The 23,864-nt window shown below is 53.2% G+C and carries 26 protein-coding genes and 3 pseudogenes; 15 read left to right on the top strand and 14 right to left on the bottom strand.

The window, feature by feature from the left end:
- Positions 1-179: 179 nt before the first annotated feature.
- From HCR03_RS15435 to HCR03_RS15425, 3 genes are all read left to right on the top strand, one after another.
- Positions 180-437: a helix-turn-helix domain-containing protein gene (locus HCR03_RS15435; protein ID WP_321173055.1), complete on the top strand. Its 258-nt coding sequence runs from the start codon at positions 180-182 to the stop codon at positions 435-437.
- A gap of 124 nt (positions 438-561) precedes the next feature.
- Positions 562-1,668 carry a sporulation integral membrane protein YtvI gene (ytvI, locus tag HCR03_RS15430; RefSeq protein WP_066645403.1) on the top strand — a complete coding sequence of 369 codons (1,107 nt, stop codon included), beginning with the start codon at positions 562-564 and terminating at the stop codon, positions 1,666-1,668.
- Positions 1,669-1,822: 154 nt separating this feature from the next.
- Complete coding sequence (locus tag HCR03_RS15425) at positions 1,823-1,975, top strand: FeoB-associated Cys-rich membrane protein (RefSeq protein WP_156989575.1); 153 nt, start codon at positions 1,823-1,825, stop codon at positions 1,973-1,975.
- A 27-nt stretch (positions 1,976-2,002) separates the two neighbouring features.
- Here HCR03_RS15425 and HCR03_RS15420 read toward each other — a convergent pair whose 3' ends face one another.
- On the bottom strand, positions 2,003-4,672 hold the full coding sequence (locus HCR03_RS15420) for a calcium-translocating P-type ATPase, PMCA-type (RefSeq protein WP_228724988.1): 2,670 nt from the start codon (positions 4,670-4,672) through the stop codon (positions 2,003-2,005).
- Between the two features lie 96 nt (positions 4,673-4,768).
- Here HCR03_RS15420 and HCR03_RS15415 point away from each other — a divergent pair, with 96 nt between their 5' ends.
- The 4 genes from HCR03_RS15415 (at position 4,769) to HCR03_RS15400 (ending at position 7,125) form a co-directional block, all read left to right on the top strand.
- Positions 4,769-5,266, top strand: coding sequence for a phosphatase PAP2 family protein (locus HCR03_RS15415; protein WP_066645399.1), 498 nt, complete (start codon positions 4,769-4,771; stop codon positions 5,264-5,266).
- A gap of 187 nt (positions 5,267-5,453) precedes the next feature.
- Positions 5,454-5,699 (top strand): DUF6514 family protein, encoded by a 246-nt coding sequence (locus HCR03_RS15410; RefSeq protein ID WP_066645398.1) that lies wholly within the window; start codon positions 5,454-5,456, stop codon positions 5,697-5,699.
- Between the two features lie 56 nt (positions 5,700-5,755).
- Positions 5,756-5,917 carry a rubredoxin gene (rd, locus tag HCR03_RS15405; RefSeq protein WP_066645396.1) on the top strand — a complete coding sequence of 54 codons (162 nt, stop codon included), beginning with the start codon at positions 5,756-5,758 and terminating at the stop codon, positions 5,915-5,917.
- 20 nt (positions 5,918-5,937) lie between these two features.
- Positions 5,938-7,125, top strand: a complete 1,188-nt coding sequence (locus HCR03_RS15400) for an FprA family A-type flavoprotein (RefSeq protein WP_228724987.1) — start codon at positions 5,938-5,940, stop codon at positions 7,123-7,125.
- On the opposite strand, the gene HCR03_RS15395 is transcribed toward HCR03_RS15400, so the two are convergent.
- Positions 7,122-8,069, bottom strand: a complete 948-nt coding sequence (locus HCR03_RS15395) for a LysR family transcriptional regulator (RefSeq protein WP_187035247.1) — start codon at positions 8,067-8,069, stop codon at positions 7,122-7,124. The two genes, HCR03_RS15400 and HCR03_RS15395, sit on opposite strands and share 4 nt — an antisense overlap.
- 134 nt (positions 8,070-8,203) lie before the next feature.
- Between HCR03_RS15395 and HCR03_RS15390 the strand changes: the two genes are divergently transcribed.
- Entirely contained in the window at positions 8,204-9,157 is a 954-nt protein-coding gene (locus tag HCR03_RS15390; RefSeq protein ID WP_407926874.1) for a YeiH family protein, read from the top strand.
- Positions 9,158-9,247: 90 nt separating this feature from the next.
- Here the strand turns inward: HCR03_RS15390 and HCR03_RS15385 are convergent, their stop codons facing one another.
- The 5 genes from HCR03_RS15385 to HCR03_RS15370 all read right to left on the bottom strand — a co-directional run bounded on the left by HCR03_RS15385 (position 9,248) and on the right by HCR03_RS15370 (position 13,484).
- Positions 9,248-11,107 carry an ABC transporter permease gene (locus HCR03_RS15385; RefSeq protein ID WP_187035243.1) on the bottom strand — a complete coding sequence of 620 codons (1,860 nt, stop codon included), beginning with the start codon at positions 11,105-11,107 and terminating at the stop codon, positions 9,248-9,250.
- Positions 11,082-11,981: an ABC transporter ATP-binding protein gene (locus tag HCR03_RS15380; protein ID WP_066645386.1), complete on the bottom strand. Its 900-nt coding sequence runs from the start codon at positions 11,979-11,981 to the stop codon at positions 11,082-11,084. Before HCR03_RS15380 ends, HCR03_RS15385 begins: the two co-directional genes overlap by 26 nt.
- Positions 11,974-12,153, bottom strand: coding sequence for a hypothetical protein (locus HCR03_RS19870; RefSeq protein WP_228724986.1), 180 nt, complete (start codon positions 12,151-12,153; stop codon positions 11,974-11,976). Before HCR03_RS19870 ends, HCR03_RS15380 begins: the two co-directional genes overlap by 8 nt.
- On the bottom strand, positions 12,119-12,355 hold the full coding sequence (locus HCR03_RS19865; protein WP_228724985.1) for a GntR family transcriptional regulator: 237 nt from the start codon (positions 12,353-12,355) through the stop codon (positions 12,119-12,121). The genes HCR03_RS19870 and HCR03_RS19865 overlap by 35 nt, the downstream gene beginning before the upstream one ends.
- Positions 12,356-12,443: 88 nt before the next feature.
- Positions 12,444-13,484, bottom strand: coding sequence for a lysylphosphatidylglycerol synthase transmembrane domain-containing protein (locus HCR03_RS15370; RefSeq protein WP_066645383.1), 1,041 nt, complete (start codon positions 13,482-13,484; stop codon positions 12,444-12,446).
- A 321-nt stretch (positions 13,485-13,805) separates the two neighbouring features.
- On the opposite strand from HCR03_RS15370, the gene HCR03_RS19860 reads away from it, so the two are divergent.
- The 4 genes and pseudogenes from HCR03_RS19860 (at position 13,806) to HCR03_RS15350 (ending at position 15,283) form a co-directional block, all read left to right on the top strand.
- On the top strand, positions 13,806-14,354 hold the full coding sequence (locus HCR03_RS19860; protein WP_228724984.1) for a spore coat associated protein CotJA: 549 nt from the start codon (positions 13,806-13,808) through the stop codon (positions 14,352-14,354).
- A complete protein-coding gene (locus tag HCR03_RS15360; protein WP_187035241.1) occupies positions 14,351-14,608 on the top strand; it encodes a spore coat protein CotJB in 258 nt (85 codons plus the stop codon). Before HCR03_RS19860 ends, HCR03_RS15360 begins: the two co-directional genes overlap by 4 nt.
- Positions 14,609-14,710, top strand: a pseudogene (locus tag HCR03_RS15355) (manganese catalase family protein); the annotation flags it as partial. It abuts the gene before it with no gap.
- An 84-nt stretch (positions 14,711-14,794) separates the two neighbouring features.
- Positions 14,795-15,283 carry an amidase domain-containing protein gene (locus HCR03_RS15350; protein ID WP_066645376.1) on the top strand — a complete coding sequence of 163 codons (489 nt, stop codon included), beginning with the start codon at positions 14,795-14,797 and terminating at the stop codon, positions 15,281-15,283.
- Positions 15,284-15,294: 11 nt separating this feature from the next.
- Here HCR03_RS15350 and HCR03_RS15345 read toward each other — a convergent pair whose 3' ends face one another.
- Positions 15,295-15,516, bottom strand: a complete 222-nt coding sequence (locus tag HCR03_RS15345) for a hypothetical protein (protein WP_187035239.1) — start codon at positions 15,514-15,516, stop codon at positions 15,295-15,297.
- Positions 15,517-15,596: 80 nt separating this feature from the next.
- Between HCR03_RS15345 and HCR03_RS19855 the strand changes: the two are divergent.
- The 3 genes and pseudogenes from HCR03_RS19855 to HCR03_RS15335 form a co-directional block, all read left to right on the top strand.
- Positions 15,597-15,998, top strand: a pseudogene (locus HCR03_RS19855) (recombinase family protein); the annotation flags it as partial.
- 109 nt (positions 15,999-16,107) lie between these two features.
- Positions 16,108-16,986: a recombinase family protein gene (locus tag HCR03_RS15340; RefSeq protein ID WP_187035237.1), complete on the top strand. Its 879-nt coding sequence runs from the start codon at positions 16,108-16,110 to the stop codon at positions 16,984-16,986.
- 20 nt (positions 16,987-17,006) lie between these two features.
- Positions 17,007-17,522: pseudogene (locus HCR03_RS15335) on the top strand (manganese catalase family protein); the annotation flags it as partial.
- Between the two features lie 309 nt (positions 17,523-17,831).
- Here HCR03_RS15335 and HCR03_RS15330 read toward each other — a convergent pair.
- The 6 genes from HCR03_RS15330 to HCR03_RS15305 all read right to left on the bottom strand — a co-directional run bounded on the left by HCR03_RS15330 (position 17,832) and on the right by HCR03_RS15305 (position 23,826).
- Positions 17,832-18,116 carry a hypothetical protein gene (locus tag HCR03_RS15330; RefSeq protein WP_187038178.1) on the bottom strand — a complete coding sequence of 95 codons (285 nt, stop codon included), beginning with the start codon at positions 18,114-18,116 and terminating at the stop codon, positions 17,832-17,834.
- Positions 18,113-19,081 (bottom strand): ABC transporter ATP-binding protein, encoded by a 969-nt coding sequence (locus HCR03_RS15325; protein ID WP_187035235.1) that lies wholly within the window; start codon positions 19,079-19,081, stop codon positions 18,113-18,115. Before HCR03_RS15325 ends, HCR03_RS15330 begins: the two co-directional genes overlap by 4 nt.
- Before the next feature lie 13 nt (positions 19,082-19,094).
- Complete coding sequence (locus HCR03_RS15320; protein WP_187035233.1) at positions 19,095-20,069, bottom strand: ABC transporter ATP-binding protein; 975 nt, start codon at positions 20,067-20,069, stop codon at positions 19,095-19,097.
- A gap of 20 nt (positions 20,070-20,089) precedes the next feature.
- Positions 20,090-20,974 carry an oligopeptide ABC transporter permease gene (gene opp4C / locus HCR03_RS15315; protein WP_228724983.1) on the bottom strand — a complete coding sequence of 295 codons (885 nt, stop codon included), beginning with the start codon at positions 20,972-20,974 and terminating at the stop codon, positions 20,090-20,092.
- A gap of 30 nt (positions 20,975-21,004) precedes the next feature.
- Positions 21,005-21,970 carry an ABC transporter permease gene (locus HCR03_RS15310; protein ID WP_187035231.1) on the bottom strand — a complete coding sequence of 322 codons (966 nt, stop codon included), beginning with the start codon at positions 21,968-21,970 and terminating at the stop codon, positions 21,005-21,007.
- 119 nt (positions 21,971-22,089) lie between these two features.
- A complete protein-coding gene (locus tag HCR03_RS15305; RefSeq protein WP_187035229.1) occupies positions 22,090-23,826 on the bottom strand; it encodes an ABC transporter substrate-binding protein in 1,737 nt (578 codons plus the stop codon).
- Positions 23,827-23,864 lie beyond the last annotated feature (38 nt).

The raw sequence follows: 23,864 nt of genomic DNA, 5'->3' as shown, positions 1-23,864 counted from the left end.
GAACTACGTGAAAATAATCCATTTTTTTATTGCAATAATCACAAAAAGCTATTATACTAATCTCTGTCGGTATTAAGGGTAGATTCGGTCCCGGAAAATCAGCTGTATTGCCGAATCCTGCCGGCAAGCACAGTCTTGTGAAAAAGAAGTGTATGCGAAACCAAATTTGCTACGAGGAGATGAATGAATTGAGATTGCGCAAACAAGCACTCGGAACCCGCAACTTGGTGGGAGCTCGTGTCGAAATGGCACGTAAGAATCAAGGCATGAAGCAAAAAGAGCTTTTAGCTCAGCTCCAAGTGAACGGAGTCGACATGAACGCTTCCGGCCTGTCCAAACTTGAAGGGCAGATCCGCTATGTAACGGATTTTGAACTTTCAGCACTTGCCAACATCCTCAACGTTTCTGTGGATTGGCTTTTGGGCAGAGAGAAATAAGTTCCGATGAAGGAGTGTTCCGCTATTCTTGAGCGGGACACTCTTTTTTTTCTTTCTTTTTCTTCCCATACACGTTATAATGAATCATACTCTTTTCCATGAAAATTGACAAGGGGGTTTTTCATTGTTCGACAAGCGCCAGTTCATCCGCATTTTGCCTCTTATCGTGTTTTTCGTCTGTTATTCCGCCGGATTCGTCCTGTTCGCCGTAACTTTAAAATATACCTTTCCGTTCTTGGCCGGGTTCCTTCTGGCTTTGCTCGCCCAGCCGCTGATTGAGTGGCTCCGCGACCGGCTGCATTTCCACCCGGCTGCGGCCGCCGCAGCGGCGACTCTGCTGGTCTACGCCGTATTGTTCGGCCTGCTGTTCCTGATCGGGCTGTTCCTGATCCGTGAAATCAGCAACCTGATCGCCTACATTTCCAGTCTGTCCCCGTCCGACATGGGCATTCTGACGCTTCCGTTTGACAACCTCATGAAACAGGTCGGCGATTATATCAATCATATCGACGCCGGGTTTATTCAGCAGAATCAGGAAAAAATGCTGAACCTGGCTCAGACGGGGCTGTCGCTTGCAACCAAAGCCCTCAGCACCACGCTCGGATTTCTGACCTCCCTCCCGGCAATTTTCACCATGTTCATCGTGATGATTTTCTCCACCTACTTCTTTTCGAAAGACATGAGAAAGATCAAGGACTGCCTGCTGGGCCTTTTCACCGCCGGAGGCGCGGACGACCTGCGCAGCTATTCCCGCAACGGCCGCAGCCTGAGCGGAAAATATATCGGCTCCTACCTGCTGATATATTTTATCACATTTTTAGAAACCCTGATCGTCTTTATCGCCCTCGGCATCCCCTACCCGCTGGTCGTAAGCATTGTAACCGGCGTCGCGGACATTCTTCCCGTGCTGGGCCCCGGCACGATTTATATCCCCCTCGCCCTCATCTATCTCTGCACCGGAAACATCTTTACCGCCGGAATGCTCCTCGTCAGCTGGATGATTATTACCGCCATCCGCCAGATCATTGAGCCGAAGATCGTTTCTTCCTCCATTAATATTCATCCGCTTTCGATGCTTGCCGCCATTTACTTTGCCCTGATCGCTAAAAATTTCTGGATTCTGATTTATATTCCGCTTCTGATGATCCTCTATACCACGCTGACAAAATCCGGAAAGCTTCCGACCCTATTTGATCGCGGCGGTCCCGCTTCCGGCGGCAAAACGCTTTAAAAGGGAAACGGCACGGCGTCTCTTCAGAAATTCGGAAAGCCCTGCGCCGAAGTTGACAGTCCTGCAAAAAGGTGTTAAACTGGTCCAGCAAGATCAGCGTAAACTACCGAAATTTTCCATTCATAGAACCGCATTTTCCCCGGGAGGTGATGGAATGGCGGCATGGATTCTGATCAGCCTGATTATCGCCGCGCTGGCGTTTTTGGGATTCCATTCGGTGGATTCCCTCGGGCACGGAGGCTGCGGCGGCGACTGCGGAAGCTGCGGCGGTTTTGAAGAGCCCGCCGATATTAATCGCAAGGCATAAAGACACATCGAAAAGGGCCTGCCGGAATCAACCGGCGGGCCCTTTTCTTCTACCCTCCGCCCCGTCCGACGGGGCCCTGCCTTTTTCGAGGCGCCGCACGGCGGGCGTACGCGCGGGCTTAACATGCCGCGCGGCCTTCTCCGCCTCCACCACAAAAAGCGGCGTAAGCGACAGGGCCGCCACGACCAGCCACTGTCTGCCCGTCAGGACGGCGGTCTTAAAAACGGCCGCGAGCGGCGGAATAACAATGACGGAGGCCTGAAGAATCACGCAGGCGACGGCCGCCAGGACCAACTGAGGGTTGGCAAACAGTCCCGCCCGGAACGCGGAGCTGTCGGAGCGCATATTAAAGGTGTGTACAACCTGCGAAAGGCTCAATACGGCAAACGCCATGGTCCGCCCAATAAACGGGGACGCCGGGTCCACATCGAAAAACGCTCTTCCAATACTGTAAGCCAACAGCGAAAGCGACCCGATCAGGCATCCTTCCACCATAATGTTGTATCCCATTCCTCCGGAAAAGATGTTTTCCCCGCGCCGCACGGGTTTTTGGTTCATCACGTCGCCGGCAATCGGTTCCATGCCGAGTGCCAGCGCCGGCAGCGAATCGGTGACCAGATTCACCCACAGCAGCTGAATGGCGAGCAGAGGGCTTGGCAGCCTGAGCAGAAAGCCGACGAAAACCGTCAGCAGCTCGCCGATATTGCAGCTGATCAGGAAATGCACCGTCTTGCGGATATTCTGGTAAATTCCGCGGCCCTCGCGGACCGCGGAAACAATGGTGGCGAAGTTGTCGTCCGTCAGAATCATATCGGAGGCGGCCTTGGCGACGTCGGTGCCGGAAACCCCCATCGCGCAGCCGATGTCCGCCGCCCGCAGGGCCGGCGCGTCGTTTACGCCGTCCCCGGTCATCGCAACGACTTCTCCCCGCGACTGGAACGCCCTCACGATACGGACCTTATGCTCCGGTGAAACGCGGGCGAACACGGAATACCGGCTGATGCAGCGGCGCAGCTCCTCATCCGTCATGCGGTCCAGCTCCGGCCCGGTCGCCACGTTTGCGGCGCTTTCCGCAATCCCCAGCCTCACGGCGATCGCCGCCGCCGTCGCTGCGTGGTCTCCGGTAATCATGACCGGACGGATTCCCGCCTGCCTGCACATCCTGACGGCTCTCTCGGCCTCCGGGCGGGGCGGATCGATCATTCCCACCAGCCCCAGGAAAACAAGGCCCCGTTCGGCCTCCTCGGCGCTTCTCGGGGGACGGTCGGCGTCACGGTACGCCACGCCGAGCACCCGCAGCGCCCGCGAAGCCATTTCCTCGTTTCTGTGCGCGATTCGCTCCTTGGCCCCCCCGGAGGCGCAGTATTGAAGCAGGATATCCGGCGCACCCTTTGTGATGATTCGAAAGCGCCCGCCCGGCAGCCGGTGCACGGTGGTCATTCTTTTGCGCTCGCTTGAAAACGGAAACTCGCCGATTCGCGGAAATTGTCTTTCCAGCCGGCCCTTGTCGGCCGCCGCCGCGCGGACCAACGCGGTTTCGGTGGGATCGCCGCAGAGCCGCCCGCCGTTTTCCGCGCAGTTTGTGCAAAGCGCGGCCGCCTCCAGAAGTCTTCTGCCCGCCGCGGAACCCGCCTCGATTTTTCCCGCCGCGTCCTGCAGCTCCACAACCGTCATCCGGTTCTGCGTCAGCGTTCCCGTTTTATCGGAACAGATCACGCTGGCGCTTCCGAGCGTTTCCACCGCCGGCATTCTGCGTACAATCGCCCGTTTTGCCGCCATGCGCCGCACCCCGACGGCCAGCGTGACGGTAACGACCGCGGGCAGCCCCTCCGGAATCGCGGCGACGGCCAGACTGATGGCAATCAGGAACATATCCAGCGGGTCGATTCTCTGGATCAGCCCCATGATAAAAATCAGCAAGCAAATGACGAGCGCCCCCGCCCCCAGCATGCGCCCCGTCTGCGCGAGCTTTCGCTGAAGGGGCGTCTGCGGCGCCGACTGGCTGCCGATCATGTGAGCAATTCTTCCAACCTGCGTGTGCATGCCGGTCGCCACCACAATTCCCCGCCCGCGGCCCGCCGCGACCGAGCTGGTGGAATACAAAAAATTATGCCGGTCGCCCAGCGGCGTTCCGGCCGGATATACGGAGTCGGCGTCCTTGGCCCCGGGAAGACTCTCCCCGGTCAGCGCGCTTTCCTCCGCTTTTAGATCGATCGCTTCGGTCAATCGAAGGTCCGCCGGCACCAGATCGCCTGTTTCCACCGCGACCAAGTCGCCGGGAACCAGCTTTTCCGCCGGTATTTCCAGTTCCTTGCCCGAACGGACGACGCGCGCCCTGGGGCTGGAAAGCCTCTGCAGCGCCTCGATCGCCCGTTCCGCGCGGCTTTCCTGAATCAGTCCCGTTACCGCGTCAACCGCGACGATGACCAGAATAATAATGGAATCGATATAGTCGCTGTCCTGCTGAAGATAGGATGTGAGAAAGGAAATGCCTGCCGCAATCAGCAGGACAATGACCATAAAGTCCGACAGCTGAGCCGCAAAACGAAGAATCAGGCTTTTTTTCTTAGGACGGGCCAGTTCGTTGCCGCCGTATTTTCGCAGCCGTTCGGCTGCCTGCTGCGGCGTCAGCCCGTCGCGCAGGCTGGTTCTGAGCTTTTTTGCACAGTCTTCTTTTGTCAGGCTCTGCCATTCCAATCCGTATCATCTCCTGTTTTTTAATATAAGTATATTCGCAAGGCATTAAAAATATGGTATAATAATCGGGAAACAACTCTGACCGGAGGAACAGGAATGGATGTCAGGATCATCAGTTATGTTCAAACGCACTGCCATAACCGATTTACCGATTTTATTTTCCCGCTTCTTTCCAGAATCGGCAATGCGGGTGCGGTTTGGCTGACCGCCGCAGTTTTCCTCGGCTACAACAGGCATACCCGCACTTTCGCGTTCATGCTATTTTTTTCACTGGCGCTCGCGCATATTATCAGCCAGATTTTAAAACCGATTATCGGGCGCCCCAGGCCGTTTATGGCCAATCCGGGCGTATCCCTTCTGATTCACACCCCGGGCGGCTATTCCTGCCCATCCGGGCACTCGGCGTCATCCTTCGCGGCCGCGACGGTGATTCTGCTTTTTAACAGCCGGTTCGGCACAGCCGCGCTGATACTCGCCTTATTAATTGCTTTTTCGAGAGTCTTTCTGTTTGTGCATTATCCGTCCGACACAATCCTCGGATCATTACTTGGCGTATTATGTGCGTTTGTTGTAATATACTTATACAAATTGTAGAAAAATAATTCTAATTCCTACATACAATATCTATTTTGCTTCTGAATAATCTTCGCGACATCTTGCGTTATTGTCAGATTAGCACCAAAATCCGCGCTTTTTCGCTTGAAAAATTCCTTTTTGTGAATTATGATATTACCGTAATCAGGTAAAATGTGATTAAAATTCACAGAGAGGATGGTGGTTAATGTTCAGATTTATTGGTTGCGCAGATATCCCGGGGGTCTGCCTGAAATACTATGTATTTGGGAATCGCAGAAAAGGGTATGGAATTAAAATTCTTCGTTCAGACAATGATTACACAGACCAGTATGTTTCAAGAAATCTCTTAAGGGTTCTGGACCTTGCCAGCCAGTTCTGCCGCTGTAAAGTGTTTCCGGAGAACCTTTGTGAAATCATCGATGACCTGAAGTACGACAGCCGCTCTGATTGACAAAACTATTTTGCTCCACTATACTAATGGAAAACATCTGATAAGGAGTGGGAAAAATGAAAAAATATGTTTGCAGTGCATGCGGTTATGTTTACGACCCCGCAAAGGGCGACCCTGAGCACGGAGCGAAACCCGGCACCGCGTTTGAAGACCTTCCGGACGACTGGACCTGCCCGGAATGCGGCGTGGGCAAAGACATGTTCTCACCCGAAGATTAAGAAAGAAGTTTTCCATGAGCATGAAAAAATTAGCGGACCATGTCTACTCCGTCGGCGTTTTGAATCCCGGTATGCGTGTTTTTGACATTATCATGCATGCGGAATACGGGACAAGCTACAATGCCTACCTGATTACAGGCGAAAAAAATGTTCTGGTCGACACGGTTCTCGAATCCTTTTTTGACGAATACCTCGAGAACATCCGGAGCATTGTGGACATTTCCAAAATCGACTGCCTGATCGTCAACCACACGGAACCTGACCATTCGGGGTCCATCGCGAAGCTGTTGGAATTGAACCCAAATCTTGTGATTTATTCCACCTTTGCTGCGAAAAAAAATCTTCGCGCGATTATGAACCGTGAGTTTCAAAGCGTCGTTGTCAAACAGGGGGACAGGCTGGACCTCGGCGGGCGTGAGCTTGAATTTATCGTCGCCCCGCTGCTGCACTGGCCGGACACCATGTTTACCTGGATGCCTTCTGAAAAAATCCTGTTCACCTGCGACTTTTTGGGATGCCATTACTGTGAGCCGACCATGAAAGACACTTCGGTTCACTATCCGGAAAAGTACTGGGATGAATTTGAAAATTACTACCGGTGCATTATGGCGCCGTTCGGCCCGTATGTTCTGTCCGGACTGGACAAAATCGAAGAACTCCCCGCTGAGGTTATCTGCACAAGCCACGGGCCTTGCCTGACTGATAATATTCGGAAATGCAAAGAGCTTTATCGGAGCTGGAGTACCCCGGCGCTCCGGACGAAAAAGACTTTCGGCATCCTTTACGCATCCTCATACGGATACACCGAAAAACTGGCTCGCGCCGCTGCGGAAGAGCTCGGCAAAAACGATGCCCTTGACGTTAGACTGATCAATATTGTTTTTGAACCGTTTGAAAAGGCCGCGGAACTGGTCAACCGGGCGGACGCCCTTCTGGTTGGTTCCTGCACGATTAACCGGGACGCCCCGAAGATTGTATGGGACGTTTTGGCAAGCGTCGACCCGATCAATACCCGCGCAAAACCGGCGGGCGCATTCGGCTCCTTCGGCTGGAGCGGAGAAGCTGTTCCGATGGTGAAGAGCCGGTTGGAACACCTGAAATTCCGCTTTGTCGGCGACGGGATGAGGGTAAACTTCATGCCGACCGACGACGATCTGGCCGCTATGAGGCAATACGCCGACGAGGTTGCGGCGCAAATTAAATCTTAATCTTTCGTTCGCCCGGTGTTTTGCACCGGGCGTTTTTTGATGCCGGCCTCATCCGGACTTTCCCGCAGGCCATCCTGATTCAGGCACAGGTCCATAAACCTTCTCATCGCCGCGGTCAGATATTTGTTTTTATGCACAATCATCCGAAACTGCCTGAAAAAACGGATCCCCTCGATCTCCCTGATGCAGAGAAGCCCGCGGTTCACCTCGGATTCGACCGCGCGGCGTGAAATCACGGTAACCCCCAGCCCCTCCGCGACGGCCGCTTTGATCGTATCCGCATTATTGCAGACCCAGCCGGCATGGAAAGAAAGGCCCTTCGCCTTCATCCCGTCCTCAAACGTCTTTCGGGTTCCGCTGCCCTCCTCCCGGATAATAAAGGGTTCGCGCTCCAACTCGTCCGGCGCAACGGAGCGAAGTGCCGCAAATCGGTGCTCCCTGCCGCAGACCAGCACCAGTTCATCCGTGAGAAACGGCAGAGTGATCAGATCCTGCGACGCGGTCTCCCCCTCGACCAGGCCGATGTCCGTCGTGTCCCTCAGAATCCTTTTTTCAATCCGAGCCGTGTTGTCCTCAAACACTTCCACCTCAACCGCCGGGTTTGCCTGCCGGTACCGGAGGATCAGGTGCGGCAGAACGCTTGCCCCGACCGTAACGCTCGCCCCGACGCGCACGCTGCCGCTGCCGGCGAGCGTTTTCATGCTGTTTTCAATTTCTTCGTTCATCCGCACCATGTGGCGCGCATACCCAAGCAGATTTTCCCCCGCCGAAGTCAGGTACAGCTTTTTCGTCAGCCGTTCAAACAGCCGGACTCCGTAATATTTTTCCAGTTCTGCGATCGCCTGACTGACGGCGGACTGCGACATAAACAGCGATTTCGCCGCCGCGGTCATATTCAGCCGGTCGCAGACGGCGACAAAGATTTTAAAATGCCGAAGTGTCAAACGATCCCATCCTTTTTACTTATCGATATAATAAGATAATAATATTTTACTTATTATAAGTCAAGGAGTATGATGAAAAAAAGAAAGGAGAAGATCATTTGAAACAAATCACCTCAAAAATACCGGGGATTGCCATGACAGCCCTGATTGCGGTTCCCGCCTGGCTGCTGGGGAGCGCGTTCCCCGTCGTCGGCAGCCCCGTCCTGGGAATCCTGTTCGGCATGCTGCTCGCCTTTTTGAAAAGGCCCGCGCTGTTCGACGACGGAATCCGGTATACGTCGAAAAAACTGCTTCAGTATTCCATCATTCTGCTCGGATTTGAAATGAACCTGTTCCATGTTTTTGAAGTCGGCGGCCAGACGCTGATTTTAATGGCGTTCACGCTGACCGCCGCGTTCGTGACCGCCTATTTTGCCGGCAGGGCATTGGGGCTGGATTCGAATACAAAAACGCTGATCGGCGTCGGCTCGGCCATTTGCGGCGGCTCCGCCATCGCCGCGACCGCGCCGGTCATCAAAGCCGACGATGAAGACGTCGCGCATTCGATTTCCACCATCTTTCTGTTCAACGTGATCGCGGCCTTCCTGTTTCCGTTCCTGGGCCATCTGATGGGCATGAGCGACCACAGCTTCGGCCTTTGGGCGGGCACCGCCGTCAACGACACCTCATCCGTGGTGGCGGCGGGCTATACTTACAGCAACGCCGCGGGCAATCTCGCCGTGATCGTAAAGCTGACCCGAACGCTGATGATTGTTCCGGTCACACTGGTGCTGGCCTTTTACACCTCCCGTAAAAACGCGGCTTCCGGCAAAGGCAGCTATGATTTTAAAAAAATATTCCCCTGGTTCGTGCTTGGGTTCGTCGCCGCGTCCGTTGCCTACACGTTTCTTCCCCTTCCGGCAGCTCTTTGCGGATTTCTGTCCCAGGCCGGCAAATTCATGATTGTGATGGCAATGGCGGCCATCGGCCTGAACACCAATCTGATCAAACTGGTGAAAAGCGGCGCGAAACCGATTCTGCTCGGTTTTATCTGCTGGGTCGTCCTGTCTCTGACCTCGCTTGGGGTTCAATACGCGCTCCATCTATGAAACCGGACCTCCGGGCATGCGGAAGGGCCGCGGGCAAATGCCCGCGGCCCTTCCTGTTTTTATATGATGCAATACAACCTTATACTCCTATCATTCAACCCAGCCCCACTGCTTCAGAAGCTTCCACGTCGCCGCGCTTTCATCCGTAAAACTGTAATTGCCGCCGTTCAGGTTGATTTTCCCCTTGTACCCGCCGAGCAGGGTTCTCATTTTCTCTCCTGGCTCGATCTTTTCTTGGTAGTCAAGGCTGATATCCAGGTACTTTTCCGGCTCCTGCGTCATCTCATATCTGCGGTTGACCTTCCCGTCGAGGAAATCCTGTTCCAAAGCGTTCTGGAACTGCGCCGCCTGCTGCGCGTCAGGAACAAAGGTCTTGCTGCTCGCCTTGCCGTTATAGATTTCAATGCTCTTGAAATTCTCCGGCGACAGGTAGAAAACAAGGTCTTCGCTTTCCACGAATTCCTTCATGCCGTTCAGCTTGTCATAGGCCGGTTTCAGCATTGATTCCAGATTCATCTGGTCGGTATAGCTTCTGTATGTTCTTTTGAAGACGCTCCCGTCTTTCATCCGGTAGGAAAGGGTCAGCCCGTTGCCCTGATTGGTTTTTAAGCAGTAGGGATACCGGGCGCGGTATTTCTTGATCAGCTCCTGCTGAATCCCGACGACCGCCTTGATGTTTTCTTCCTGACGGATGGTCGGGGACAGAGCCAAGATCCGGTTTCCGAAGCTCTCGTCGTAAACCGTCTGACTGCCGGAGCCGCTCCAGTAGCTGTCCGCGTCGATGGAGACGCTTTCCACCTGCGAAGCGTCCGGAACCCGCGTGTCGTAACCGAACAGCCCGGTGCAGAGCGCGCCGAAAAAGGCGACGAACACAACGGCGAAAACGCCGTACCACGCGAAACTCTTTTTCATCTGATGAAACCCGCGGGAGTAGATGACCTCAACGATCACATGCGTTGCGAGAGACCCGCAAAGCACGCCGATGAAGAACGCGGTATCCGAAGCGCCGTTCAGAACCAGCCCGAACCCCAGCCCGCCGACCGCTGTCAAAAGGAAGCGGACCAGAAGCTTCGGAAGAGGAAAGGCGAAATTGTCTTCCGCCGATTCGCTCCTGCGCCTGCGATACAGCAGGACGGAACCCGCCAGCAGCACGGCCGTCAACGCAACCCACCAAAGCAAAAACCAGGCGGAGCCGATCCGCAAAACCGCGACAAACGCCGCTGCGAACGGAGCAAAGGCGGTGGCAACCGTCAAATGATCCGCAATATTCGCGCTGAATCCCGGCAGGAGCATCCCCGCGACGGTATAGACGCACAGAATCAGGAGCGGATAGCCGACGTTGACCCCAAGCGCCGAAAGCACCGCATCCAGCGTGGTTCCGGCGCAGACCATCATGAAGAGGCAGAAGGTAAATGCCGCCGCGCCCATCAGCAGGACCCAAAGCATTGAGATAAGCGGCGACTTCGCCCCGTCCGTCACCGAAACGCCGTAGGCCGCGCCGATCATCCGCATGGAAATAAAGTCCAGCAGCACCGGCACAAACAATACGGTGATTCCCGCGCACCAGCGCCCGAGCAGAAGGGCCTCGCGGCCGACCGGCATGGCGTGATACAGATCCACGCTCCGCTTCTTCTGCAGATAGCCGAACAGCAGAACGCACAAAATCGCGCAGAACAGCAGGACGATCGCAACCGCGAACGCCGGCAGCAAGCCGCCGACCATATTGGTGTAGCTTCTGGAAAGGCTCTCCGTCCTTTCCGCCTGGGTCAGGTCCGTGTTCCGCGCGATGGCGGCCGCCTCACCCGGCAGGGAAATCAGCAAAATCAGCGGATTTGCCAGAAACAGCAGCAGCGCGAGCAGCACCGCCATACCGATGTTCTTTCTCAGCGACCAGAAATAGGTCCGCCGGAATTGAGAGAAACGGTTAAGACAGGATGTTGTTGATGTCATAGCCCGCCACCTCCATTTCACTGATAAATACTTCTTCAAGCGTCAGCGGAAGCGCTTCCGCGAAGATGGGGTTCAAGGAATTAAGCTTTTCCAGAACTTCGTCCCGGCCGCCGCGGACCACAAGGTTTAAAAGAGAACCGCGCGTTTCCCACTCGAGAATCTCCATCGGTTCAAACGCGCTTCTTTCCGGCATCGGGCGGAAAGCCGCCTGAACCTTGCACACGCCGAGCCGCAGCGCGTCAATGTCTTTTTCAAAAAGAATCCCGCCCTTGTGAAACAGCCCGACGTGGTCGCACAAATCTTCCAGCTCCCGCAGGTTATGCGACGCGATGATGACGGTCAGGTTATGCTCCGAAACCTCCTCGCAGATCAGTTTCTTGAGCAGCTGGCGCATGACCGGGTCAAGCCCGTCGAAGATTTCGTCCATGAGAAGGTACTCCGGGCGGGCGGCAAACGCGCAGATCAGCGCGGCCTGGCGCTGCATCCCCTTGGAAAAGTTTGTAATCCGTTCTTTTTTCCCAACCGGAAACAGCTTGCACAGGTCTTCAAACCTCGCGGCGTCCCATTTGGGGTATATCCCCGAGTAAAATTTCGCCATATCGGACAGCGTCGCCTGTGGCAGAAAATACGGGTAGTCCGGAATAAAACATATTTTTGATTTTACTTCCGCATTTTCAAACGGAGCTTTTCCGTCCACCAGAACATTCCCGCCGTCCGGAAAATAGATGCCGGCGCAGGTGCGGAGAAATGTTGATTTTCCCGCTCCGTTGGAACCGACCAGCCCGAAGACGGACCCCCCGCCGATCGTAAAATTCACATTGTCCAGCGCAGCCTTGGCGCCGAATTTTTTCGTCAGATTTTGAACCTCAATCATGTTGATCCGCCCTCCCGTCGAACACACCGGATATCTGCGCCAGAATTTCTTCCTTTGTCACGCCGCAGAAAACCGCTTCCGCCGCCGCGTCCCGCACTTTTTCCAGCGCGAGGCTTTTTCTGCGGTCAACGGCGGATTCATCCCCCGCCAGGAAAGAACCCTTTCCCTGCACCGAAAAAAATGATCCCGTCCCGCTCCAGCATCTGGTACGCTTTCTGCACCGTATTCGGATTTACTCCGAGTTCCTGTGCAAGAGCGCGGACGCTCGGCAGGGCTTCTCCCGGTTCCATCGCGCCCATCGCCGCCATGCGGGTCATCGACCGGTAAAGCTGTTCGTAAATCGGCAGCCTGCTTTTGTAATCCAGCACGAACATCCTGTTCACCTCACTGTATTTACCGTATTATGTTTATTAGTACAGTCGCAGTATAGCATCCCGCGTTTTATTTGTCAATAAAAAGATGCTATTGGGAATCCCTTTCCATATTCATCTTACTGCCGATATAAGCGAAAATCCCGCCGAACACGATATTGGCGTAATAGGTGATCAATCGCCAGAGCAAAATCGCCGGAAAAATCGCCGATTTGAAATACAGCCCGAAAAACAGATAGAAGCTGCTTTCCGCCCCGCCGGAGCTGCCGGGCAGCGGCACAAACGCCGAAACCATCGCCACAAAAACCTGCGCCGCGATCATGGCGGTAACCGAAGCCCCGCGCATATTAAAGCTGCGGTAGATAAAAAACGGGATCAGGCTGTTGAGAGTAATCTGAACCGCCGCGGAAGCCATGACGCTCAAATAAAGCGGCGCGGAATTTCCCATCATTTTAGAGGCGTCGTGGAAAACCTGCAGCTGGCTGTGAATTTTTTCATAACGCGCTTTCGGATGCCGGCACAGTTTGAACCGGTGGAGCAAGAGAAGCGTGGACCGGAGGATTCGGTCCGTTGTTTTTTCACTGAGCATAAACAGCACGACCAACGCGATAAAAATACAGTTGGTGAACAGGCCGACTATGGTTAAAAACGCGAAATTGGTCACGCTTGTCTGAAAATAATGGAGCTTTGTGGCCACCATCAGGAGCGCGTACAGAACCATCACGACCTGATAGACCAGGGTTTTCACCGCGACGACGGAGCCGGCCATACCGGTATCCATGCCCATGTTGCTGAGCGTGTACATCTGCATCGGCTGTCCGCCGGTGGCAAACGGGGTAACGGCGCTGTACAAAAAGCCGATCATCCCCGCGGAAAAGGAGCGTGAAAACTTCCAGTTCGGTTTCATGTGCCGGCACAGCAGGTTAATTTCAAACCCTTCCAGCAGCCAGCAGGCCACCGCCGCCAGAACCGCGGCGAGCAGCCACGTTCGGCGCAGGGTTTTCGCAATGCGGGCGAGTGTTTCAATTCCTCCGCCCGTTGTGAACAGAAAATACAGCAGAATGCCGACGGAAAGAATCAACGTAATGATTACAAAAAGATTTTTACCGAATTTTCTCTTTTCTTCCGCCATACTTCAACTCCAGAATTCAATGTCTTTTTTAACTATAACTTATATATTTTATAACATCCCGCCCGATTATACAAGTAAAATCCGCATTAATCCCTCCGCGGGGCCCGCGGCCGGCACGGGCAAACCCGGACCGGCCGCGGTTTTGCGCCGAAAAATCCGGTGGCGAAACTGAAAATACAAATGAAAACGCCAAAAAGCGTCAAATTACATTTTTCTAATATGTCAATAAATCCGATAAAATGATAAAAGCAATAACACCGTCTTTCATCTATTGCATAATATGAGATGAGAAACATCCAGTTTCGCGAAAGGAGAAACATCATGCTTGACTATGGAAATCCTTCAAATAATATGATGGCTGAATATAACAGCGCACAAAATGCGAAATCCTCCCCCTCGGTTTCGCCGGAATCGGCCGCAAAAAGCAACACCGTCAAAACGCACGGCAGCAGCGGAGGAGTCATTTCGGAATATTCCAGCGGACAGAATCCCAAAACCGGAACGGCAACATCGGGCAACGGTGCTGTTTCAGAGTATTCCGGCAAAAACCCCATGACAAATCAGACCGTATCCCCGTCGGCTTCCGGCAACAAGGCAATGCTTTCCGCACCCTCCGACGCGCAGAATAAAATGAACGCCGCGGTGTCGCCGGTGCAGACGGAATCCAAAGGCGGTGTGAAGAGCAACTATATGGGCGGCCAGGGCTGCCTGCCGAACCGGACGAGTTTTCCGGCGGAAACGCCGGTAGCAATGGCCTATGTCCCGTTCCAGCACTTTGATACCACCTATCCCGCGGAGCGCGGGCTTGTTTACGGGACGATTTTTCCGGAACTGAACAAACCATTTTTAGGCGGAGGGATGGCAAAATGAGCGAACAAGAAGAACTGATGAGAAAAATCAACGCGAATCACTTCGCAATGTGGGAGCTCCACATCTACCTTGATACACACCCGGGCGACTGCACCGCGGCCGCCAAAATGGAGGAATACCGAAAAATCACCGACGACCTTGTTGCGAAATACGAGGCCGCTTACGGACCGATCAACGAAACTTCACAGAATACCAACCGCTGGGCCTGGATCGCGGAGCCATGGCCCTGGGAACTGAGCGAGGAGGGAAAATAAATGTGGATTTATGAGAAAAGGCTGCAATACCCGGTAAAAATCAAAACACCGAATCCCGCGCTCGCCAAACTGATCATATCGCAGTATGGCGGGCCGAATGGCCCTTCGGTATGATGGAAAAGGGATACTTTCCTGTTTCGCAGCATAGGATGATAGGAAAGCCGCCATGAAACCGGAGGGATCCAAATGCTGAACGAAATTTCCTACGACCGGGAAAAAACGGTCGCCTACGCCAGACAGTGGGCAACGAGCCGAAACCCAAAATACTACAGCTTCGACGGGATGGGCGGAGACTGCACCAATTTCGCCTCCCAGTGCGTATTTGCCGGATGCGGCGTGATGAACTATCAAAAAGACACCGGCTGGTACTACAACAGTCCCGGCGACCGGACCGCCTCCTGGAGCGGAGTCGAATACCTGCACGACTTTCTGGTCGGAAACCACGGGCCGGGACCTTTCGCCGTCGAAACCGACCCTTCCGGGATCCGGCCGGGCGACCTGGTCCAACTGGGCAACGGAGCGCGTTTTTACCATACTCCCGTCGTGGTCGCCGTGGAAAAAGACGGAATCTATGTTGCGGCGCACACCTATGACGTTTACATGAAACCGCTGGACCGTTATTTTTTCTCACAGGTCCGCTATCTGCATATTGCCGGAGCGCGAAAATGGAAATAGGCCGAAACCGTCTACGGACGCGCGTTCATTTCCCGCTCCGCGCGCTCCATCCGTTCCCGGTCCTGCCGGAGCTGTTCTTCCCGCGGCAGATATTCCCGGCGGCCGACCACCCTGAACCCGCCGCTGCCGGGCCCGGAAAGCTGTTCAAATTCGGCGCGGCTTCTGAGCGAAAAATTTCCGGACCGGTCCGCCGAATAGCACTCGCCCGTAAACCGAAACGGCTTCTTTTTCATTTTACTCACCCCGTTTCTATTTATACGGGGCGTCGGCCCGTCCTATCCCCCGCCGATTCCCGCGCAAAGGGTGACTTTCCATGAAAACTGCGGCGGCCTATATCCGCGTTTCCACCAGCGACCAGCTGGAATACAGCCCGGACAGCCAGCTCAGCTGCATCCGCGACTACGCAAAGAGCAACGGTTATCTGCTGCCGGACCGTTACATCTTCCGCGAGGACGACGGCGTGAGCGGCCGCGGAGCGAAAAAGCGCACGGAATTTCAGCGCATGATCGCCGAGGCGCAGCGCAGGCCGCGCCCGTTCGACTGCATCCTTCTGTGGAAATTCAGCCGTTTCGCGCGCAGCAGAGCGGACAGCGTCCTTTACAAGACCCTGCTGCGGCGCCGGGGCATCGAGGTGATCTCGGTCAGCGAGCCGCTCGGCGACGAAAAGACCTCCATTCTGGTGGAAGCGATGATTGAGGCGATGGACGAGTATTACAGCGTGAATCTCGCCGAAGAGGTCCGCCGAGGCATGCGGGAAAAAAATTGCTCGGGGCGAACCGGTCGCCGGCCCCCCGTTCGGGTACCGGATGGCGGAGAAGCGCTTTGTGCCCGACGCGGAGGAGGCCGCCGCGGTCCGGCTGGTCTTCGCCGATTTCCTCCGCGGCGCGTCCCCGGGCGAAATTGCGGAAAAGCTCAACTCAACGGGCCTTCGCACACGGCGCGGCGGAAAGTGGGAACCGCGCGCCGTGCGCTACCTTTTGAAAAACCCGGTCTACTGCGGGGCGCTCAGGTGGAACCCCGGCGGGCCGCTGGGCCGGGGCTCCCCGGAAACCGATACGCTTCTGACGCGGGGCTGCCATGAACCGATCGTTCCGGAAACACTTTGGGAGGAAGCCCAGAGCCGTCTGCGCCCCGGCGCGGTCCGCAGGCGCGGCGCGCCGCCGTGCATGCTGAGGGGGTTGGTCTTTTGTTCCGGCTGCGGATCGCTTCTGATTCCTTCCTCCTCGGGCAGCATGCAGTGCGGCGGATACAGTCATGGGACCTGTCAGGAATCCCACTCGATTTCCACGCGGAAGCTGGAAGCCATGGTGGTTTCCCTGCTGGAAAACGACCTGCAAACAACCGCCCTGCGGATTTCTCCCCCCTTTTCCGGGGAGGAAAGCGAGGAGCGCGGGCTGCTTCGCCTGCGGCTGAGGAAAGAGCGCCGCCGCCTTTCAAGGCTGCGGGAGGCCTATCTGGGCGGCGCGGAGCATTTGGCGGAATACTTAAAGGAACGCGGTGAAATCGAACGCGCCTGCCATGCGCTGGAGACGGATTTAAACCGCCTGTCCGGCGAAAACCAGAACGCCGTTGCGTCGGACCTGATTCTATTCCTTCGCGACGGCGCTTTTCCCCCCGACCAAAAAAACGCCCTGCTGCGGTGTCTGGTCCGAAAGATCATATTTGACCGCGCGCAAAACCGAATCAGCCTGTATTACAGGTAAAAAATCATCGCGGTAGGCCATTCGGCGGACCGCATGGAGAGATGGGGGCGTCGCTGCGGTATCTGAGCCAGCGATACACCATGCCGAACCCGGAGCTCAAGGCGATTCTGACCGATGTCGGCACCGAAGAGCTTGCGCATTTGGAGATGGTGGGAGCCATTGTTTATCAGCTGACCCGCAACCAAACCCCGGAGCAAATCAAAAAAGCCGGCTTCGACGCCTATTTTATCGACCATACAACCGGCATTTATCCTGCCGACGCTTCCGGCGTGCCGTTCAACGCCGCAACATTCGCTTCCACCGGGGATTCTCTGGCGGATATTCACGAGGACTTGGCCGCCGAGCAAAAAGCCCGCCTGACCTACGACAACATTCTGCGTTACTGCGACGACGACCCCGAGGTGCGCGACGCGATCCGTTTTCTGCGCGAGCGCGAGGTCGTACATTACCAGCGCTTCGGCGAAGGGTTACGGATTATCACCGACAGTCTCGACTCCAAGAATTTCTATGCGTTCAACCCGCAGTACGACAAATAACCAGGCTCCTGACGAGGAAAGTCCAAACAAAAAATCGCCCAGCCGACAAAAAGTCCGCTGGGCGATTCTTTTTATTCGTTCCACCCCGTATTCTACATACGGGAATAAAATGGGTCCAAATTTGAAAAGAGGATGTTGCAAAACGAATTTGCAGCAGCAAATTGTAGAAATGAGCCGCCAAAAATGCAAGAAAATGCGCCTTGAAATAGACTTTTTAGCCCATTCAAAGCGCATTTTTTGAGAAGCTATTTTTCTACAATCCCTTTTCATTTCGGAATCTCCGGCCTGCCGTAACACGGCGCGGCCATTTTATATTCTGGTGATTAAAAACATCAACAGGAAATACGCCAAAATTCCGACCGCGATCCATGGTAGAATCAGCTGGAACATCGCGATAATCATGGCAAGAATATCCTTGCCTTCAAAATCGGGCCTGTTTTCTCCCGTTCCCTTTCCGGCGGACTTCTCCGCCGGCTCGCTTCGGTTCTGCTGCTCCTTTTGCTCGGCTTTGCGCTTTTCTTCCCGCCTGAGCTCCTCTTCCAGGAGGTCGGGTCTTGGGCCCTGCCCAAGTTTTAGAAAATTCAGTGGTTTCATTTTGCGAAATGGCAGGCAACAAAATGTTCCTTGCCCAAATCGATAAAAGGCGGAACTTCTTTTTCGCATTTTTCGCAGGCCATCGGGCAGCGCGTGCGGAATTTGCACCCGGACGGCGGATTGGCCGGGGACGGAATGTCACCTTTCAAAATAATCCGCTCGCGTTTTCTGGTCGGGTCCGGCAGCGGAATCGCGGAAAGAAGCGCCTGTGTGTAAGGATGGGAAGGGTGCGCGTAAAGGTCTTCCTTCGCCGCCGTTTCCACAATATTTCCAAGGTACATGACCGCAATCCGGTCGCTGATATACTCGACGACCGACAGATCATGGGAAATGAAAATATACGAGAGCTTTTTTTCCTTTTGTAGCTCGCAAAGCAAATTGATGATCTGCGACTGAATGGAAACATCCAGCGCGGAAACCGGCTCGTCACAGATGATGAAGGACGGATCCAGCGCAAGGCTGCGCGCGATGCCGATTCTCTGGCGCTGCCCTCCGGAAAATTCGTGAGGATAGCGGTTGATATAGTAGGACGGCAAACCGCACAGATCCATCGTTTCTTTCACTTTCTGCCGCATGCCGCTGCGGTTTGTGATATGGTGGTCCATCAGAGCTTCTCCGATGATCTCTCCCACCGTCATGCGCGGGTCAAGCGAAGAATAGGGGTCCTGGAACACCATCTGCATCCGGAGGCGCTGCTTGCGAAGCTGCCTTCTGGAATACTTCCCGAAGTCCTTTCCCTCAAACAGCACCTGCCCGCTTGTCATCTGATACAGGCGCATAATGCTGCGCCCCAGCGTTGACTTTCCGCACCCGGATTCGCCGACAACTCCCAGCGTTTCGCCGCGTTTCACCTTGAACGTAACGCCGTCGACCGCCTTTACCCATCCGACTGTCTTTTGAAGCACTCCGCCGCGGATTGGGAAATACTGTTTCAGGTCCTTTACTTCCAATATGTAATCTTCCATCGTCATTTCCCTTTCATTGTTCGGGTTTTACCCAGCATGCCACGAAGTGCCCGGGTTCGATCTCACGAAGAACGGGCATCTCCTCTTTACACTGCTTTGTGCAGAATTCACACCGCTCGTTAAAATAGCAGTTTTCCGGCATATCGACGGGGTTCGGTACCTGGCCGGGAATCGAATACAAACGCTTGTTGTGCTCTGTTTGTCCGATGACCGGCTTGGATTTCAGCAGTCCGACGGTGTAAGGGTGGGTCGGATGGGCAAAAATATCCGCAACATTTCCTTTTTCAATGACTTTTCCGGCGTACATGACAACAACATAATCCGCCATTTCCGCCACCACGCCCAAATCGTGCGTAATCAGCAGGATGGACATGTTCAACTCGTCTTTCAGCTTGCGCATCAGGTCCAGAATCTGTGCCTGAATTGTCACATCCAGAGCCGTTGTCGGTTCGTCCGCAATCAACAAACGGGGATTGCAGATTAAGGCCATCGCAATCATGATTCTCTGTCGCATTCCTCCGGAAAGCTCATGCGGGTAGCAATCAACAATTTCCTCCGCGCGCGGAATATTGACCAGACGGATCATTTCGATCGCTTTTTTTCTAGCCTCTTCCTTACTGACGGTCGAATGGTTCAACAGGTTTTCCATAATCTGATAACCCACTGTAAAAACAGGGTTCAGCGACGTCATGGGTTCCTGAAAAATCATGGAAATATTATTCCCGTTGATCTGCTGCATTTCCTTGTCGCTCAGCTTCAAAAGATCGATCCCGTCCATCAGAATCTCGCCTTCGACGATTTTTCCCGGCGGAGACGGAACCAGATGCATCATGGAAAGCGCGGTTACGCTTTTCCCACACCCGGATTCGCCCACGACGCAGACGGTTTTCCCTTCCGGAATTTCAAAGCTGACGCCGTTTACAGCCTTCACAATTCCGCTTTCGGTGTAAAACCAGGTATGTAAATTCTTGAATTCCACAAACGCCATCCAGCAGTCCCTCCTATTATTTAGTCATTCTGGGATCGAGGGCATCGCGCAACCCCATCGCCAAACAGGTTAATGCAAAGCACGGTGACCAGAATGCAGCATCCGGCGGGTATCCACATCCACGGATGAAGAGTAAAATCCACCATGTTGGAACCTTCCTGAACCATATTGCCCCAGCTGGCGTAAGGCGGCAGGACGCCCACGCCTAAAAAGGACATGGCGGACTCCATCAAAATGATATTGCCTACTTCAAGCGTTGCGGTAACAATAATAAGTGGAAATACATTTGGCATGATATGTTTCGCAATTTTCCTCATATCATGCAGGCCCATGGCTTCCGTTGCGGTCATATAATCGATTTCCCGAATCGTGAGCACTTGGCCTCGGAAAAATCTACAGACTCCTGCCCACCCGAGACAGGCTAAAATCAATATTAAAAGATAGATTCGCAAGCCGGTATCAATGTGCATTTCAGAAAAAATTGCGCTGATCATGATCAAAATAGGCAATCCCGGAAGCGAAAGTATAATGTCAACCAAACGCATCATAACGGAATCAACTATTCCGCCGTAATAACCGGAAACACAACCTAAAAACGCGCCGATCAGAATTTCAACTGCAGTCGCACCAAAACCAATCATCAGAGAAAGACGGCCGCCGAACATCAACCGTGTAAGAATATCACGTCCGCTGGTATCGGTCCCTAACAAATGCTGAGCATTCGGGGGCTGCTTTGCACTCGCAATGTCAACCTGCGTAACGTCTCCGTACGGTGAAAGCAGCGGCCCGATAACACAAACTACAATCATAATAAGCAGGAAAATCAGCCCAACCATCGCCATTTTGTTTTTGTGCAAATGCCTGAAAGCAAGACGCCACGGAGAATCAATATTTTCTTTTTTCATCGACACTTTTATGTTTTCCATTTTCCTGCCTCACTTCAAACGTATTCTCGGATCAACCACGCTGTATAAGATATCGGAAAGCAGGTTTCCAAACATAACCAACAACGCAAGCAGCATAATATAGCCCATCATGAACATGTAATCACGTTGACTGATGGAAGCAAGAAAAATCTTTCCGATGCCGGGCCAGCCAAAAATAGTTTCCGTAATCAACGCACCGGAAAATAAGCCGGGTAAAGCTCCGCCTACGAAGGTAACAATCGGAATTGCCGCATTTCTTAATGCGTGTTTGTAAATGATAACACGTTCCGAAAGACCTTTTGATTGTGCCGTGCGAATATAATCTTGATGGATTACTTCCAGCATGGATGTACGCACATACCGCATTGTTCCGCCAACCTGCATCATGGTTAAGCAAATTACCGGCAGAATCATGTGAAGGCACAAATCACCTAATTGCTGTATCGGGGTCATAGTAATTCCTACCGTACTCATTCCGTCCAACGGAAGGCACCCAAGATCGACGGAAAAGACTTTCTGCAGAAGCAGCGCCAGAAAGAACGAGGGCAGTGAGATCCCGGCAAAGGCAACGACGGTGAAGATTACGTCGAATGTCGAATGAACCTTTGTTGCAGAGAACACACCGACCGGAATTGCGATTGCCAGTTCCAGAATAAAGGCAACAATAGCGAGCAAAAAGGAATTCCAGATAAAACTGTGGATCACCATGGCGATCGGCATATTGTACTGCGTAGAGTAGCCCAAATTGCCGCGCAGGGCGTTTCCCGCCCAAATGAGGTAGCGTTCCCACACAGGCTTATCAAGGCCCAGCATGGCTTTCATTTCCGCTATCCTCTCTGGGGTAAGATGCGATTGGGCATACTGGGCGTCAATGGCATCACCCGGTATTGCGGCAATTAGAAAAAATACGATAATCGATACACCGATAAGAATGGGAATCATCAGCAACAGCCGTCTTGTAATATACTGCCTCATGTCATTACCACCAAACGCATTTAAGCAAACATCTCCCTTTCTGAATAAACGTGAAAATCCAGAAAAGAGTGCAACCTCTTTCCTGAATTTTCCGTCCTCAAATGGTATTGCTCGAAAGCTTATGCGAGTTCAAGTTCCTGAAGATTATTCCAGAATCCGGTATAAGAAGATGACTTAAAGTGTTTGACACGAGTATTGTAAGCAATGCAGTCGCTGCGCTGGTAAACAAAGTAGCAGGGAAGATCTTTGTTGATCAACTGATACACTTTTTCGTAAGCAGTCTTCATTTCTTCCTTTGTGGTTGCGGCGAGCCCCGCATCATATGCTTTGTCAATTTCAGGGTCGCTGAAACCGCTGTAATTCTGAGCGCCGCCTTTTTTGTAGATAAAGGAATCATTCGGGTCGGCATTTAAAACCCAAGCCATAAATTCCATATCATAATTCATTTTTTGATGCTTTTTAAACATGGTCGGACCGTCAATATATTCTGACTGCATGGTAATGCCCAATTTTTTATAGCTGTCGATCATCATAGGAACCAAAACATCCGTAACAGGGTTTCCTTTCATGCACGAAAACGTAAATTTGAATTCTTTGCCGTCTTTCATCAGCTTGCCGCTGCTGTCTTTTGTCCAGCCGGCTTCTTTCAACAAAGATGCTGCTTTGTCAGGATCACAATCATATGTGTTTAGGCCTTTATCCGAGTACAGCCAGCTGATCTTCGTCTGGTTGCAATTCAACACGGATCCGTAGTCTCCGTAAACCGATTTGACGAGGCTTTTGCGGTCAAGGGCATACAAAAGTGCCTGACGGACTTTTAAATCATTGAACAAAGGATTCTGGCAGTTCAGGGCGACGTAACCATAACCAAGCGTCGGCTGAATCCACATATTAACGAATTTTGCAGCTTTGCCCATTTGAATCTGGTCCGCGTTGCAGGTTACTTCCGGCTCAACGTCGACTTCTCCGGTGGTCAAAGCCTGTAGTTCGGAGCCTTCAGCAACCTCTTTAAAAATGAGTGTTTTGATTTTCGGCGCTCCCAAAAAATAATTGGGGTTAGCCGTTAATGTTGCGGACTGTCCAACTTTGTAGGAGGTCAGTATGTAGGGTCCGTCGCTGACGTAATTGATCATATCCATTTTTTTAAAGCCGGACAAATCCCCCTGTTTGATCAAGTCGCCGTATTTTTTTGTAGAAATCGGGATGGTGGAACCCAACTGATACAATGCGCTGGAATTGCGCTTTGTCAATTTAATCTGAAGTGTTTTATCGTCCAGAGCCTTTATGCCGGCGATATCCTTCGTTTTGCCATTCGTATAATCCTCTTTTCCCAAAACGGGGACTGTGCTTGGATCCTGAGGACCGTCATAGCTCTTGTCGTAAAGCACTTTGAAGCAGTTGATATAATCGTTTGCCGTAACCGGGGTGCCGTCGGAAAACGTATCCTTTTTCAGCTTATATGTATATGTAAGGCCATCGGATGAGACGGATACGGAAGCGGTCCCATCGATAATATTACCCTGCTCGTCATTGCCGGAGAGAGTACAGTTCATGGCATACAGAACATACTGGACGTCTGCGTTCTCATTGTACATCCAGTTGAATGAATTGTCTAATTTATTGATACCGATGACCAGCGTGTCCTTCCTTTGTGCTGCAACCGCCGGCAGTTTGGAGGGGTCCGTTGCTGCAATCAGCTCACCTTCCTTGCTGACGGCAGCAGAACCGCTGCTTGCCGATGACGCGGGAGCGCTGTTCGCGGCTTTGCTCGCCGTGCTTCCCCCATTGCACGAAGACAGCAGCAGGCATGCAGCAAGCGCGAAGCTTGCAAACCCGGTAATTTTTCTTTTTTTCATAATTCACCCTTCTTCAAAATGTAATCTATTTTTATGAG

Source organism: Caproicibacter fermentans (assembly GCF_014303955.1).
GTDB lineage: Bacteria > Bacillota > Clostridia > Oscillospirales > Acutalibacteraceae > Caproicibacter > Caproicibacter fermentans.
This window is presented reverse-complemented; position numbering and strand designations above follow the sequence as displayed.